This window comes from Ruegeria sp. L12, from assembly GCF_056531745.1.
In genome coordinates, this window is the sequence record NZ_JBQFMH010000009.1 from 105,539 (window position 1) to 119,694 (window position 14,156).

Below are 14,156 nucleotides of genomic sequence, written 5' to 3' on the forward strand. Positions count from 1 at the left end.
TTATAATCGGTCCGGGGCTTTAACGCCCCATCACCCACTCAGAGCGAGCATACCTGTTGTGATGGCGGGAATTAAGGCCGTATGCAACAGTCAGGGTCAACTGATTTTTGACCAAACAATAGAAAATTGCCACCTGCCGTCAGGGCAGAGCGCGCTCCATAACGATTGCGTCGCAGTTTTCCCCGGAGCTTCGGGTGTAGTAGCCTTTGCGCTGTCCGCAGCGGCGATATCCGCAGCGCTGGTAAAGCGTCAATGCGGGCAGATTGTCGGCGGCGACGTCCAGAAATGCTCGAGTCGCCCCCAGTTGCGCGGCTTTGGCATGCCATATGTCCATGCAACTTAGGCCCAGCCCCAGCCGCTGATGTGCGGGATGGGTCGCAATCGTCAACAGTTCGGCCTCATCGACGATGACCTGAAACAGGGCAAAGCACTTGGCGGTGCCGGTGACATGGGTGAACGGGTTGTCCAGCAACGCAGAAAACTCGGACGCGGTCCAGGGCCGTGATTGCGTGAACGCCGCAGCGTGGGTCGAGGCAAGCTCTTGCGGGGTCATTCGTCCAACAGCACTGGAGGCGTGTCGCTGGAAGGCGCGGCATCGGCGGGCCGGATGTAAAGTGGGGCCGGGGGCTGATCCGTTTTTTCCCAGCGACGTGCGGCGATCCGTGCGATGGCTTGTGCCTGCAAGGCGGGGTCGGAGCAAAGGAACAGCGCACCGAATGCCTCGGCCTCAACTTTTGGCAGGAGCCGCGCAGGCGTGCCCCCATGTTGCACATAGACCTGATCGCGTGGGGCAGAGATTGCCGGCAGAGTGCCTGCCGGAGCGATTTCGGCTAGCGCGTCGAACCCTGACACGCCGACAGCCGGGACGTTCAGGCCCAGAGCAAGCCCCCGGGCCGCAGAGACCGAGATGCGAATGCCAGTGAAATTGCCGGGTCCGACCCCAACGCCGATGGCATCCAGATCCGCCCAGGCGCAGCCCGCTTGTGCGAGCACCTCCTCAAGCAGAGGCATCAGGCGCTCGGCCTGCCCGCGCGACATGGATTCGGCGGCAGAAGCAATGATTTGACCGCCTCGCAGCAAAGCGGCCGCGCAATGCGCGGCCGATGTGTCAAACGCCAGGATTGTCGGGTCAGACGGCAACCGGGCGAACCTCGGTCACTTCGGGGATGTAGTGGCGCAGCAGGTTCTCGATCCCCATCTTCAGCGTCAGAGTCGAGGACGGGCAGCCGGCGCAGGCCCCCTGCATGTGCAGATAGACAACGCCGCGATCAAAGCCGTGGAAGGTGATGTCGCCACCATCCTGCGCCACGGCAGGGCGCACGCGGCTGTCCAGAAGATCCTTGATCTGGTTCACGACTTCAGCATCCTCGCCGGTATGCTCGGCGTGACCCGAGGCGGTTTGCGCATCGGCAGCCATGACTGGCTGACCTGACTGATAATGCTCCATCACCGCGCCAAGGATGGCGGGTTTGATGTGGTCCCACTGAACGTCGTCCGATTTCGTGACGGTGACAAAATCATTGCCGAAGAACACACCGGTCACGCCGTTCACTGCGAAAATCCGATTGGCCAGAGGCGATTTCTCGGCCGCTTCGGCGCTTGGGAAATCTGCGGTGCCTGCTTCCAGAACCGTCTGACCGGGCAGGAACTTCAGCGTTGCCGGGTTGGGTGTGGATTCAGTTTGGATGAACATGGCGCGACTCCGTTTGAGTTGCCCTTGATATGCGCGCCCGGGCACGGGAAGTCAAGATTTGGAACGATTCTAAATTGATGCGGCGTAGGAAATCGCATCAGCCAAACGATCATCGCCCCAGAACAGCTCATCCCCCGCCACAAAGCTCGGGGCGCCAAAGATGCCCAGTGCCTTGGCGCGGTCGACCTGTTTGAATAGGGCTGCCTTGATCTGCGGATCGCCCATTCGATCTATGTGCTCTGGCGCGACACCAGCAGCTGTCAGACACTCTGTCAGCACCCCGAGGTCGGAAATCTCCTTTCCCACGCCGAACTGAGCCGAATAGACGGCGCGGGCGAATTTCGCCCGTTGATCGGGGGCATCAATCGTCAGGGCCAGACGTGCTGCCTTGAGGCTGCTCTGGGGGAATGCACCGGGACGCTGAAAGGGCAGGTCCCGCGCGGCGCAAAGGCGTTCCATATCCCGCCACATGTATCGCCCCTTAGCGGGATAGAGGTTGAACGGAGAATTGTTCCACCCCTGATCGGCAAAGATCGGGCCCAGCAAGAAAGGCTGCCATTCAATGGTCAGGCCCTGATCCGATGCCAGCTGTCCGATTCGCATGGCGCTGAGATAGGAATAGGTCGAGGCGAAATCGAACCAGAATTGCAGCTTGGCGCCCATGGCATCGCCTCAGGTAATGGCTTCCAGCTTTTCCTTGCTCAGATCGCCGGGAACGATGGTGATCGGGATCGGCAGACTGCCGGAATTGCGGGTCAGTTGCGTGACCAGCGGACCGGGGCCTTTCTTGTCCGTTCCCGCGCCCAAGACAAGCACGCCAATTTCAGGGTCCGACTGGACATGGGCGATGATCTCGGGCACCGGGTCGCCTTCGCGGATGGTGAGTTCCGGTTCAATGCCCTGCTTGTCGCGCATCCATTTGGCGAACACCTCGAAATGCGCGTGGATACGTTCGCGCGCCTCTTCACGCATCACTTCGGCCACTCCGATCCAGTGATTGAACTCATCCGGGGGAATGACGGACAGAATCGTCACGCCTGCTCCTGTATGTGCCGCGCGCATGGCTGCAAAGCGCATCGCGTTCAAACATTCGCGGCTATCATCCAGAACGACCAAGAATTTGCGCATATATGTCCCCTGACTATTTTCGCGATCATGCCTGACCGGGAATGCGCTGGCAACTAGCGGTTGCTGCCAGCCCAGTCCCAGTACATCTCGCGGGCGCGCCGTGCAATCGGGCCAACTTGATATTGTGTGTCGTCCAGCGCGGTGACCGGGGTCACCTTGTTCATGTTGCCGGACATGAACACCTCATCCGCTTCGTGGAAATCGTCAAAGCTCAGCACCGTTTCATGCACGGTCACACCGTCGGTGCGCAGGTTTTTGATGTGACGGGCCCGGGTGATCCCCGCCAGGAAGGTGCCGTTGGGGATGGGCGTAAACACTTCGCCATCGCGGACCATGAAGATATTGGCGGTCGCGGTTTCGGCCACATGACCCATTGCATCCGCCACCAGCGCGTTCGAAAACCCTTTGGAGCGCGCTTCGGCCAGCATCCGGGCATTGTTGGGATAAAGACACCCGGCCTTGGCATTGACCACTGCGGATTCCAGCACCGGGCGGCGGAACCGCGTTGTCGTCAGCGTCACCGACGCTGTTTCGGGTGCCATCGGGATCGCTTCGAGGCAGATCGCGAAACCGGTGCTGTTTTCTTGTGGAACAATTGCAGTCTGGTCCCCGTGGATTCCCCAATACATCGGACGGATGTAGACAGCCGTGTCGGGTGCATAGGCCTCAAGCCCTTCGTGAACCAGTTCGACCATCTGTTCGGTGGTGACGGTTGGCGTCAGCATCAAGGCCTCGGCCGAACGATTCACCCGGTCGCAATGGGCATCCAAATCCGGAGTCAGCCCGTTGACGAACCGTGCACCGTCAAAAACCGAAGAGCCCAGCCATGCGCCATGGTCTGCCGCGCGCATGATCGGGGCGTCTCCGTCATGCCATTGACCGTCGAAATAGGTGCGGATGTTCGTGCCGACTGCCATTATGCTCTCCCTCAGCTCGGGGAAAACCTAGGTTGGGGCTGGCGCAAGGTCCAGCAGATTATCCGTGATCCAGCGGCAGCGCTTCGCGTTTGACCATGGTGCGCAGCGCGAAGTTCGATCTGAGGTTGCGGATACCCGGTATTTGCATCAGCCGGTTTTCCAGAAACGCATCAAAGGCGTTGAGGTCTTTTGCTACCACGCGCAGCAGAATATCCCGCGATCCGGTCATCAGGTAGCATTCCATTACCTCATCGCAGCGGCGGATTGCTTTCTCAAAAGCATCGATTGCGTTGCGATCCTGTTTCTCCAGTTCGACCGAGACGAAGATGGAGACGCCAAAGCCAAGCTGCTCGGGGTCAACCTGCGCGGTATAGCCGGTGATGATGCCATCGCGCTGCAGGCGGTCCAGACGCCGCGCGCAGGGGGTTGGCGACAGCCCGACATGCTCGGCCAGATCGATGACCGTCATGCGGCCATCCTTCTGTAAGGCGCGGATGATCTTGGCGTCGATGCTGTCCATGGAGAAATTACCTAACAATGATCTAATGTTTGGAGAATATAGCCAATCAACGCTAACTGCCAGCGATATTATGGCGGAAACCTCTCAGCCAAAGGTGGCAAACTCTCTGGGACATTCCGGAGGAGAGGCATGGATATCACCGAAATAGATGCGCCAGGGCATGAGCGCGTGGTTGAATTCAAAGAAAGTGCGCTGGGCCTGTTGGGCTATGTCGCCATTCATTCGACCCACCGTGGCCCGGCGGCCGGGGGCGTGCGGATGCGGCCCTATGGCCACGCAGCCGAGGCGCTGCAGGACGCACTGCGCCTGTCACGTGGCATGACGTTCAAGAACGCCGCCGCCGATCTGCCGCTGGGGGGTGGCAAGGCGGTCATCATCGGGGATCCGGGCATCGACAAGACGCCGGATATGCTCAGAGCATTCGGTCGTGTGGTGCAGAGCCTTAACGGGCTCTACTGGACCGCCGAGGATATGGGTATGACGCCCGCCGACATGGCGCATATCGGGGCACAGGCGGATTATGTGGCCGGTCTGGCAGATGGCGCGTTTGCCAGCGGTGATCCGTCGCCCATCACCGCGCGCGGGATTTTCAACGCGATCCGGGTCACGGCACGACATCGGTTCGGGAAGGCCGATCTGGACGGGTTGACGGTTTCGGTGCAGGGGCTGGGCCATGTAGGCGAACATCTCTGCCAGTTGTTGCATGATGGGGGTGCGCGGTTGATCGTCACTGATATCGATGCGCGGCAATCGGCGCGCGTGGCCGAGCGGATCAATGCGCAGGCGGTTGCGCCCGACGCGATTTATGGTGTTGAGGCCGACATCTTCGCCCCCTGCGCCATTGGCGGTATTCTGAACGAGACCAGTATTCCATTGCTCCGGGTCGGGGCCATCGCGGGTGGTGCAAACAACCAGTTGGCCCATGACAGCGACGCGCAATTGCTGCACGACAGGGGCATCCTTTATGCGCCGGACTTTGTGGCAAACGGTGGCGGGATCATCAATGTCGCCACCGAGATTCTGCGTGTGGCTGATCGCGAAGACTGGGTGGCACACAGGTTGCAGGCGCTGGAGCAGACCATGGATCGCATCCTGATCCGCGCCAAGGCCGAGGCGATCAGCCCGCATGAAATTGCCGAAGCTATCGTCTACGAAACGCTGCGTTCACAGGCTGCCTGAAGAAAAACGCCGCCCTCATCGGGGCGGCGTTTTATTTGCTTGAGAGATCAGGCTTTGCCTGCGCCCACCATCCCGACAATCTCATAGGTCTGCTGCAGGATCGGAGCGGCGATCTCACGCGCGCGTTCAGCACCGCGTGCGAGAATCTGATCGATCTCGGCCTCTTCACCCATCAGACGTGCCATTTCGGACGAGATCGGTGCCAGCTTTGAAACAGCCAGTTCCGCCAGCATCGGTTTGAACTCACCGAATTGCTTGCCGCCAACCTCTGCCAGAACCTGCTCGGCTGTCAGGTCGCTGAGCGCGGCATAGATGTTCACCAGATTGCGCGCCTCCGGCCGTTCGGACAGACCGTCGACCTCAGACGGCAGAGCATCCGGGTCGGTCTTGGCCTTGCGGATTTTCTTGGCGATGGTGTCGGCGTCATCGGTCATGTTGATACGGCTCATGTCCGAGGGGTCAGAGGACGACATTTTGCGCGACCCATCCCGCAAATTCATGACACGTGGTGCAGGACCGCCGATAACCGGTTCGGTCACCGGAAAGAACTCCACACCATAGTCGTGGTTGAACTTGATCGCGATATCGCGTGTCAGTTCCAGATGCTGTTTCTGGTCCTCACCCACGGGCACATGGGTCGCGTGATAGGTCAGGATGTCCGCCGCCATCAGTGCGGGATAGGCAAACAGCCCCAACGAGGCGTTTTGTGCATTCTTGCCCGCCTTGTCCTTGAACTGCGTCATCCGCTGCATCCAGCCCATGCGGGCGATGCAGTTAAAAATCCACGCCAGCTGCGTGTGTTCAGGCACTTGGCTTTGGTTGAACAGGATCGACTTTTCCGGGTCCAGACCGGCGGCGATGAAGCCTGCGCAGACCTCGCGCGTCTTTTCGCGCAGACGGGCCGGGTCTTGCCAGACGGTGATGGCATGCAGGTCGACCATGCAGTAAATGGTCTGAAACTCTTCGCCCTGCATGTCCACAAAACGCTTGAGTGCACCCAGATAGTTACCTAGGTGCAGGTTTCCCGAAGGCTGGATGCCGGAGAACACGCGCGGCGTGAATTTGGTCTCGGTCATCGAAGGGAACTCCCGTCTGGAAATATCAGTCCCCGTCGCTTACCCATGAGGCCAAGGGACGTCAACAGCCGCAAAGGTAAAGCCCAATGAGCAGTGAGCATTATACCCCGCCCGTGAACCCTCTGCCCCCTGTGGTGGTGGCGTTGACGCTGTTCATCATGGGGATCGAGGTTGTCCTGCAACTGGGCGCACGCGGGATCATTGGCGGGCCGTCGGCGGTGGGCTGGCGTCTGGACGCGTTGCAGCAATATACGTTCTCGCCCGATATCTTCGACTGGATGGTGCAGAACGGGCGCTGGCCGTTCGAGCATGTGATCCGCTTTGTCACCTATCCCTTTGTCTCGGCCAACATCACGCAGGCGATCTTTGTCTGCGTCTTTGTTCTGGCGATGGGCAAGATGGTGGCCGAAGTGTTTGGTAACGTCGCCATGCTGATCATCTTTGTGTTGTCCGGCGTAGGTGGAGCGCTGGCTTATGCGCTTCTGCTCAACCCGGCCTATCCGTTGGTCGGAGGATTCCCGCCTGTTTACGGGCTGATCGGAGCGTTCACGTGGCTGCTCTGGCGCAAGCTGTCGCTGGTCGGTGAGAACCAGTCCCGCGCCTTCAGCCTGATCGCGATGCTGATGGGGATCCAGTTGCTGTTTGGCCTGATCTTTGGTGGCACCCTGGACTGGGTCGCCGATCTGGGCGGGTTTGCCACCGGCTTCGGCCTGTCGTTCTTTCTGGCACCGGGCGGATGGGCGCGCATCGTCGGCAGAATACGTCGCGACTGAGCGGTCAGCCGCGGCGCAGCGCCGTGCGGAACTCCGACAGCTTGAAGGCCCCGAACAGGTGGCCGAGCGCGAAATAGACGGCACCGGCCACTCCGATCAGCAGCAGCAGCGCGAGATAGCGCAGACCAGAGAGGTCGAACGCCCAACCAAACAGATGAATGGCGGCAAACAGCACAGCGCCCATTCCGATTGAAGCCGCAATGATCCGCCCGGCCCGGTGTTTGAAGCGATCGTCAAAACGGGCTTCATCCCCGAACCGCCGCGCGCCGATTGCCAGCAACAGGACCATCGCCCATCCGGCGGTTGAGGCGGCGATGGCGGGCGCGATCCAGCCGATCACGGGATACAGGCCAAAGGCCAGAACGGCGTTCACCACCATCGCGACGACGGCATAACGGAACGGCGATTTGGTGTCTTCGCGCGCAAAGAACAGCGGTTGCAGCAGCTTTTGCAGCATGAAGGCGGGCAGGCCGATGCCATAGATGGCGACGGCCAGCGCCGTGGCTGCAGTATCCTCGGCGGTGAACTGACCGCGCTGGAACAGCACCGAGACCAACGGACCGGGGATGATCACAAAGGCCACGGTCGAGGGGATCGTCAGCAAGAGCGTAAATTCACCGGCGCGCGAGAAAGCATTGCGCGCGCCGTCCTTGTCGTCGGCCCGCAGCCTCCGGGACAGGTCGGGCAGCAGTACGATTCCGACGGCGATCCCGACCACACCCAGGGGCAACTGGTAGAGACGGTCAGCAGCAAACAGCCAACTGACGGCCTTTTCGGTTTTCGAGGCCACCAACTGCCCCACCACCAGATTGACCTGCGTCACCCCCATGGCCAGCGCGGCAGGCACCGCGATACGCACCATGCGCCGCATCTCGGGGCTGAGTTTCGGCAGGCCGGGGCGGATGCGGATGCCCGCGCGTTCGGTTGCCACCCAGACCAGGGCCAGTTGCGCAACCCCGGCGGCGGGGATGACGGCGATCAGCCAGCGGATTGCCTCGCCACCTGAAAGCGCTCCGAAAATTAGGGCGGAACAGGCAAAGATGTTCAGCAGAACCGGCGCAGCAGCGGCGGCGGCGAACCGGCCGGTGGCGTTCAGCACGCCGGAAAACAACGCCGCCAAAGACATGAACAGGATGTAGGGAAAGACCACATAGCCATAATCTACGGCCAGATCGAAACGCTCATCGCCATAGAACCCCTCGGCCGTGACCCAGACCAGCGCGGGCATGAAGACCATCGCCAGACCCACCAGGGCCAGAACCGCCACGGCCAGCAGGTTGAAGGCATCCTGTGCAAAACCTTCCGCGTTCTCATCGCCCTCCAACCGTTTCGAGAACATCGGTACGAAGGCGGCGTTGAACGCGCCCTCGGCGAAGAAACGGCGGAACATGTTGGGCAGGCGGAAGGCGGCCACAAAGGCGTCCATCACCGGCCCCGGCCCGATATAGGCGGTCAGCAGGATTTCCCGCAGAAATCCCAGAATGCGGCTGGCAAGCGTCCAGAAACCCACCGTGAAAAAGCCCGAGAACAGGCGGATCTGCTTCATGAGGCGGCCCGCTCAGCACCCTCGGCGATGGCTTTGCGCAGCTTGGCTTCCAGCCCGCGCTGCTTGCTTTCCGAATGGTATTTCAGCCCGAACATGTCCTTGACGTAGAAGGTGTCGACCACCTGCTCGCCATAGGTCGCGATGACCGCGTTGGCGATGTAGACATTGGCCGCGGCCAGCGTGCGGGCCAGATCGTACAGCAGGCCGGGCCGGTCGCGGGTGTCAACCTCGATGATCGTGTAAATCTCGGAGCCTTCATTGTCGAAGGTGATATGGGTCGGCACGTTGAAGGCGCGCTCGCGTTTCTTGATCTTGTCGCGGGATTTCAGGGCATCGCGTGCCACCACCTCACCTTTGAGGGTTTTGTGGATCATCTGGTTCAGGCGCGGCAGGCGCGAGGCTTCGAACGGGTGACCTTCGGCATCCTGTATCCAGAACGCATCGGTGACGTAACCGTCTTTGGTGGTATAGCTGCGCGCGTCCACGACATTGGCCCCGGCCAGCGCCAGAGCGCCCGCAATCCGGGAAAAGATGCCGGGATGATCGCCCATGGCAAAACAGGCGCGGGTGGCATCGCGGTCTTCATCCGGATGCAGCCGGATTTCCACCGCGCCCGGATCGCCGCTGTCTTCCAGACCTTTCAGCATCTCTGCGAACTCGACATGGGTCGACAGTTTCAGACCCTGCCAATAGGGATCATAATGCCGGCTCGTTTCGGTTTTCAGATCGGCCTTGGACCAGTCAGACAACTCGGCGCGCAACAGCTTTTTGGCCTCGGCCCCGCGATTGGCACGGTTGAGGTCCTCCATCCCCGTTTCAAGCGCCCGCTTGGTCTCGGCATGCAAGGCACGCAGCAGGGTGGCCTTCCAGTTGTTCCAGGTATTCGGGCCAACGCCGCGAATGTCGCAAACCGTCAGCACGGTCAGCAAATCCAGCCGTTTGACGGTTGCCACTGCCTTGGCGAAATCGCGGATCGTGCGCGGATCCGAGATATCGCGTTTTTGCGCCATGTCCGACATCAGCAGGTGATACCGTACCAACCATTCCACGGTTTCCGAATCCGCCTTGTTCAACCCCAACCGCGGCGCGATCTTGCGGGCCATCTGCGACCCCAGAATCGAGTGATCCTCGGGCCGTCCCTTGGCGATGTCATGCAGCAACAGCGCGACATAAAGCACCTTGCGATCTACCCCACCCTTCAAAATGGACGAGGCCAACGGCAGCGCTTCGATCAGTTCGCCGCGTTCGATCTGGGCCAGATTGACGATGCACTGGATGGTGTGCTCGTCCACCGTATAGCTGTGATACATGTTGAATTGCATCATCGCCACGATGTGCTCGAACTCGGGCAGAAAGGCCGACAGAACGCCAAGTTCGTTCATACGGCGCAGGGCGCGCTCGGGGTTGCCGTGTTTCAGCATCAGATCAACAAAGATGCGCTGCGCCTCTTTGTTGGTGCGCATGTCCTCGTCGATCAGGTGCAGATTGGCCGTAACCAGACGCATGGCGTCTGGATGGATCAGCATCCCGGTGCGCAACCCTTCTTCGAACAGGCGCAGCAGGTTCAGCTTGTCCGCTAGAAAGCTGTCCGGGTCGGCGATATCCAACCGGCCGTGCACAACCTTGTACCCCGCCTTGACCCGGGGGCGTCGGCGAAAAATGCGTTCCAGCAGCGGCGCGCCCTTCATATGGGCCGCTTCCAGCTTGGTCAGGAAGATGCGGGTCAACTCACCCACACGCGTTGCCTCGCGGAAATAGCGCTGCATGAACACCTCGACCGCGCGCCGCCCGGCGCGGTCTTCATACCCCATGCGATCGGCCACTTCGACCTGCAGATCAAAGGTCAGTTGTTCGGTGGCGCGCCCGGTGACCAGATGCAGATGAGACCGCACGGCCCAGAGGAAGTCTTCGGCCTGAACAAATCGCCGGAACTCCTCCGGGGTGAACAGACCCAGCGGCACTAGTTCCGCCACATCCTGAACGCCATAGATGTATTTCGCGATCCAGTAGAGCGACTGCAGATCGCGCAGGCCGCCTTTGCCCTCTTTGACATTGGGCTCGACCATGTAACGCTCACCCTGTTTCAGGTGCCGCTCATCCCGCTCTTTCAGCTTGGCTTCGATGAAATCGCGCTCGGAGCCTTTGAACAGATCCGCCTTCAGTCGTGTTTCAAGCTCTTCGGCAAGCGCCTGATCCCCGGCCAGATAGCGCTGCTCCAGCATGGCGGTACGGATGGTGAAATCTTCCTCTCCCAGCCGCAGGCAATCCTTGATCGTGCGCGAGGAATGACCAACCTTCAGCCGCAGATCCCAGAGGATATAGAGCATGGATTCAATCACGCTCTCGGCCCAGGCAGTGATTTTGTAAGGGGTAAGGAACAGCAGGTCCACGTCCGAAGACGGTGCCATCTCACCCCGGCCATAGCCGCCCACGGCCAACACGGCGATCTTTTCGCCTTGCGTTGGGGTGGCCAACGGATGCAGATATTCGCTGGCCACGCGCATCGCGGTGCAGACCAGTTGATCGGTCAGATAGGTGTAAGACCGCGTCAGAGGGCGCGCGTCAAACGGGGCTTTGGCGAAGGCCTCTGCAATGGCTGCCCGCCCCGCCTTTTGGGCATCGCGCAGAATGCGGACGGTTTCGGCGCGCAAAGCTGCGTTGTCCGCGCCGTTTTTGGCGGCGGCAGACAGGCTGGCATCGATCTTGACCGAGTCAAAAATCTGGTCAGCAGGGCAGATCAGTTTGCTGTCAGGCATGGATGCCTGCGCCGGTCGTTCAGAATCCGGCGCCAGAGAAGCTTTGTGGGGCAGGGTCAATCACAACCACCTGTTTGTTCTGGATCGTGGCAACCGCCAGACCGCGTTCGTTTGTACCGTTGGAACGCAGGCGGAAGATGCCGCCGACGCCCTGAAACCCTGCGTTCTGGGTCAGGGCCGCGCCGGTCAATGCGTTGGATTTGCCCTGACTGACCAAAGCGCCAATCGCTGCGATCCCGTCATAGGCCAAGCCGCTGATCGGATGCGGCGCCTCTCCATAGGTGTTGTTATAGCGCTGGCGATAGGCTTGTGCCTTGGCCGGGTCCGGTAGCGCAAACCACCCGCCCTGAACGCCTGGCAGTTCCAGTGTCTGCGCCGGGATATCCCAGCGTGTCAGACCCATATACTGCACATTGGCCGGAGAAACGCCCGCCTCGGGCAGCAATTGGCTGAACAGAGGCAGCGCGCCCGCCGTTGTCGCGGTGAGGAAGATCGAATCAGCCCCGGTCGAGTCCACCGTGGCCTTGATGGTCGGGACCGAGTTGATCACGCCTTGCTGGGATCGGTCATACGCGACGGTTCCGGCATTATTCACTCGGCTGCTGTTCAGCGCGGAAGCAATCGCCGATTGGCCAAGCTGACCCGCCGAGTCATTGCTATGCACGACCACAGTGCCGCTCTTGCCTTGACGCCCGGCAAAATTGACCAGCCGATTGGCGGTGTTCTGGAATGTCGGACCCAGAACATAGACGTTGCCGCCCGCGATGCTGGTGTTGTTCGAGAAGGACAGTACGTTGACATTGTTGTTCAGCACCGCAAGTCCGGCCGCATTTGCTGCCTGCGCGTAAACCGGGCCAAGGATGATCTTTGCCCCATCTGCCACAGCTTGCTGAGCGACCGCAGATGCCGTCCCCGCATTGCCCGCCGTGTCATAGACCCTCAGGTCGATCTTGACGTTCTGCAGATCCGCCATCGCCAGACGCGCTGCATTCTCAAGGCTGCGGGCCAGTGCCGCATCCCCCGATTGTGGCGAGCCTGCCGGGACCAGCAGGGCGACCGGAACCGGGTCGGACGTGTCGATCGCAGGACCTCCGCCGATACCGCCGACTTCACAGGCGGCCAGAAATGCGGCGGTGGCCAGAACAATGGCGGATTTCGCCAGTTTGCGTGCGGGCTTGCAAACGGTAAACATCTAAATGAAAACTCCCTGATCCGGCGTCTGAAGGCACCTTGGTCTATCGACCCGCGATAATAAACGTCATGCTGTGAGGGTCCAGCTTTGAATTTCCAAAAGATCAGATTGGCCCCGGGCCTGTACTTTGTTGCCACCCCGATCGGGACGGCGCGCGACATTACGCTCAGGGCGCTGGACGTGCTGGCCTCGGCCGACATGATCGCCGCTGAGGACACCCGCAGCCTGCGACGGCTGATGGAAATTCATGGTGTACCGCTCGAAGGCCGCCGAATCCTCGCCTATCACGATCACAGCGGCGCTGGTGCGCGGGGCAAGATTCTTGAAGCGCTTGAGGCAGGTCAGTCGGTTGCCTACGCGTCCGAGGCCGGAATGCCGCTGATCGCGGATCCGGGCTATGATCTTGGCCGCAAAGCCGCTGAGGCCGGTTTCGATGTCACCTGCGCGCCGGGCCCTTCGGCGGCGCTGGCGGCGCTGACATTGGCGGGCTTGCCGACCGATGCGTTCTTTTTCGCCGGTTTCCTGCCCAACGCTTCGGGCGCGCGCCGGTCACGAATCGAGGCGTTGCGCGACATCCCCGGAACGCTGGTTTTTTACGAATCCCCCAAACGCGTGGGCGCTTGCCTAGCCGATTTGGCAGACGTTCTGGGCGCAGACCGGCAGGCGGCGGTGTGCCGCGAACTGACGAAGAAGTTCGAAGAAGTCCGGCGCGGGACGCTTGCTGAACTGGCCACAGGTTACGAAGGGGCCTCGGTCAAGGGCGAGATCGTTCTGCTTGTGGACCGGTCGCATTCGCAAACCGTTAACGAGTCTGACGTAGAAGAGGCATTGATAACGGCTTTGAAAACGCATTCCGTGCGTGACGCGGCGGATCTGGTCTCGGACATGTACAAGCTGCCGCGCCGCCCGATTTATCAAAAGGCCCTGAGACTGGGAAAGGGATGACATATGGGGCGATCCGTTCGGGGCTCGGTTTCTTATCACGCTGGGCAAGCGGCAGAGCTTTGCGTGGCCACCGACTATGAGCGGCGCGGCTATGCCATCGCGCATCGCAGATGGCGCGGCACATGGGGCGAAATTGACCTGATCGCCCGAAACGCGGACGGAATCGTGTTTATCGAGGTGAAGAAAAGCGCAAGTTTTGCCGCGGCGGCGGCGCGGATCAGCCCCCGGCAGATTGAACGCATCTATGCCTCAGCCGCCCAGTTTCTTGAGCGTGAGCCGGAAGGCCAATTGACCAATGTACGCTTTGATGCGGCCCTGGTTGATGGCAGCGGCGCGGTCGAAATCATCGAAAACGCCTTTGGTCAGGGCTGATCGCCATTGAACCCGTCAGGTCTCTGCGCCATGTATCGGGCGTGGAACGCAAGGGACAA

Annotated in this window: 15 protein-coding genes; 4 read left to right on the forward strand and 11 right to left on the reverse strand. The window is 60.7% G+C overall.

Going from position 1 to position 14,156, the window contains the following annotated elements:
• Positions 1 to 139: 139 nt before the first annotated feature.
• The 7 genes from ACR0K9_RS15075 to ACR0K9_RS15105 form a co-directional block, all read right to left on the reverse strand.
• Positions 140 to 553, reverse strand: a complete 414-nt coding sequence (locus tag ACR0K9_RS15075) for a GNAT family N-acetyltransferase (RefSeq protein ID WP_480824365.1) — start codon at positions 551 to 553, stop codon at positions 140 to 142.
• Positions 550 to 1,140 (reverse strand): tRNA (adenosine(37)-N6)-threonylcarbamoyltransferase complex dimerization subunit type 1 TsaB, encoded by a 591-nt coding sequence (gene tsaB, locus ACR0K9_RS15080; RefSeq protein ID WP_480824367.1) that lies wholly within the window; start codon positions 1,138 to 1,140, stop codon positions 550 to 552. The genes ACR0K9_RS15075 and tsaB overlap by 4 nt, the downstream gene beginning before the upstream one ends.
• Positions 1,130 to 1,693 carry a NifU family protein gene (locus ACR0K9_RS15085; protein WP_480533206.1) on the reverse strand — a complete coding sequence of 188 codons (564 nt, stop codon included), beginning with the start codon at positions 1,691 to 1,693 and terminating at the stop codon, positions 1,130 to 1,132. The genes tsaB and ACR0K9_RS15085 overlap by 11 nt, the downstream gene beginning before the upstream one ends.
• Positions 1,694 to 1,762: 69 nt before the next feature.
• The gene (locus ACR0K9_RS15090; protein ID WP_480824369.1) at positions 1,763 to 2,356 is read right to left on the reverse strand and encodes a DsbA family protein; all 594 of its coding nucleotides are present in this window, start codon (positions 2,354 to 2,356) and stop codon (positions 1,763 to 1,765) included.
• Positions 2,357 to 2,365: 9 nt separating this feature from the next.
• Complete coding sequence (locus ACR0K9_RS15095; protein ID WP_480533202.1) at positions 2,366 to 2,821, reverse strand: universal stress protein; 456 nt, start codon at positions 2,819 to 2,821, stop codon at positions 2,366 to 2,368.
• Between the two features lie 53 nt (positions 2,822 to 2,874).
• Complete coding sequence (locus ACR0K9_RS15100; protein ID WP_480824371.1) at positions 2,875 to 3,738, reverse strand: branched-chain amino acid aminotransferase; 864 nt, start codon at positions 3,736 to 3,738, stop codon at positions 2,875 to 2,877.
• Between the two features lie 58 nt (positions 3,739 to 3,796).
• Positions 3,797 to 4,258, reverse strand: coding sequence for an Lrp/AsnC family transcriptional regulator (locus ACR0K9_RS15105; RefSeq protein WP_480533198.1), 462 nt, complete (start codon positions 4,256 to 4,258; stop codon positions 3,797 to 3,799).
• A gap of 129 nt (positions 4,259 to 4,387) precedes the next feature.
• Here ACR0K9_RS15105 and ACR0K9_RS15110 point away from each other — a divergent pair, with 129 nt between their 5' ends.
• A complete protein-coding gene (locus ACR0K9_RS15110) occupies positions 4,388 to 5,437 on the forward strand; it encodes a Leu/Phe/Val dehydrogenase (RefSeq protein WP_480824373.1) in 1,050 nt (349 codons plus the stop codon).
• 47 nt (positions 5,438 to 5,484) lie between these two features.
• Here the strand turns inward: ACR0K9_RS15110 and trpS are convergent, their stop codons facing one another.
• Positions 5,485 to 6,513, reverse strand: coding sequence for a tryptophan--tRNA ligase (gene trpS / locus ACR0K9_RS15115; protein ID WP_480824375.1), 1,029 nt, complete (start codon positions 6,511 to 6,513; stop codon positions 5,485 to 5,487).
• A gap of 86 nt (positions 6,514 to 6,599) precedes the next feature.
• On the opposite strand from trpS, the gene ACR0K9_RS15120 reads away from it, so the two are divergent.
• Positions 6,600 to 7,286, forward strand: coding sequence for a rhomboid family intramembrane serine protease (locus tag ACR0K9_RS15120; protein ID WP_480824377.1), 687 nt, complete (start codon positions 6,600 to 6,602; stop codon positions 7,284 to 7,286).
• 4 nt (positions 7,287 to 7,290) lie between these two features.
• On the opposite strand, the gene murJ is transcribed toward ACR0K9_RS15120, so the two are convergent.
• The 3 genes from murJ to ACR0K9_RS15135 are packed head-to-tail and all read right to left on the reverse strand — an operon-like array spanning position 7,291 to position 12,780.
• Positions 7,291 to 8,832: a murein biosynthesis integral membrane protein MurJ gene (murJ, locus tag ACR0K9_RS15125; protein WP_480824379.1), complete on the reverse strand. Its 1,542-nt coding sequence runs from the start codon at positions 8,830 to 8,832 to the stop codon at positions 7,291 to 7,293.
• The gene (locus ACR0K9_RS15130; RefSeq protein ID WP_480824380.1) at positions 8,829 to 11,588 is read right to left on the reverse strand and encodes a [protein-PII] uridylyltransferase; all 2,760 of its coding nucleotides are present in this window, start codon (positions 11,586 to 11,588) and stop codon (positions 8,829 to 8,831) included. The genes murJ and ACR0K9_RS15130 overlap by 4 nt, the downstream gene beginning before the upstream one ends.
• Before the next feature lie 19 nt (positions 11,589 to 11,607).
• Positions 11,608 to 12,780, reverse strand: coding sequence for a penicillin-binding protein activator (locus ACR0K9_RS15135; RefSeq protein ID WP_480533186.1), 1,173 nt, complete (start codon positions 12,778 to 12,780; stop codon positions 11,608 to 11,610).
• 87 nt (positions 12,781 to 12,867) lie between these two features.
• On the opposite strand from ACR0K9_RS15135, the gene rsmI reads away from it, so the two are divergent.
• Together rsmI and ACR0K9_RS15145 are read left to right on the forward strand one after the other, a co-directional pair.
• Complete coding sequence (gene rsmI / locus ACR0K9_RS15140) at positions 12,868 to 13,725, forward strand: 16S rRNA (cytidine(1402)-2'-O)-methyltransferase (protein ID WP_480824382.1); 858 nt, start codon at positions 12,868 to 12,870, stop codon at positions 13,723 to 13,725.
• 3 nt (positions 13,726 to 13,728) lie between these two features.
• Positions 13,729 to 14,097 (forward strand): YraN family protein, encoded by a 369-nt coding sequence (locus tag ACR0K9_RS15145; RefSeq protein WP_480824384.1) that lies wholly within the window; start codon positions 13,729 to 13,731, stop codon positions 14,095 to 14,097.
• The last annotated feature ends 59 nt before the right edge of the window (positions 14,098 to 14,156 follow it).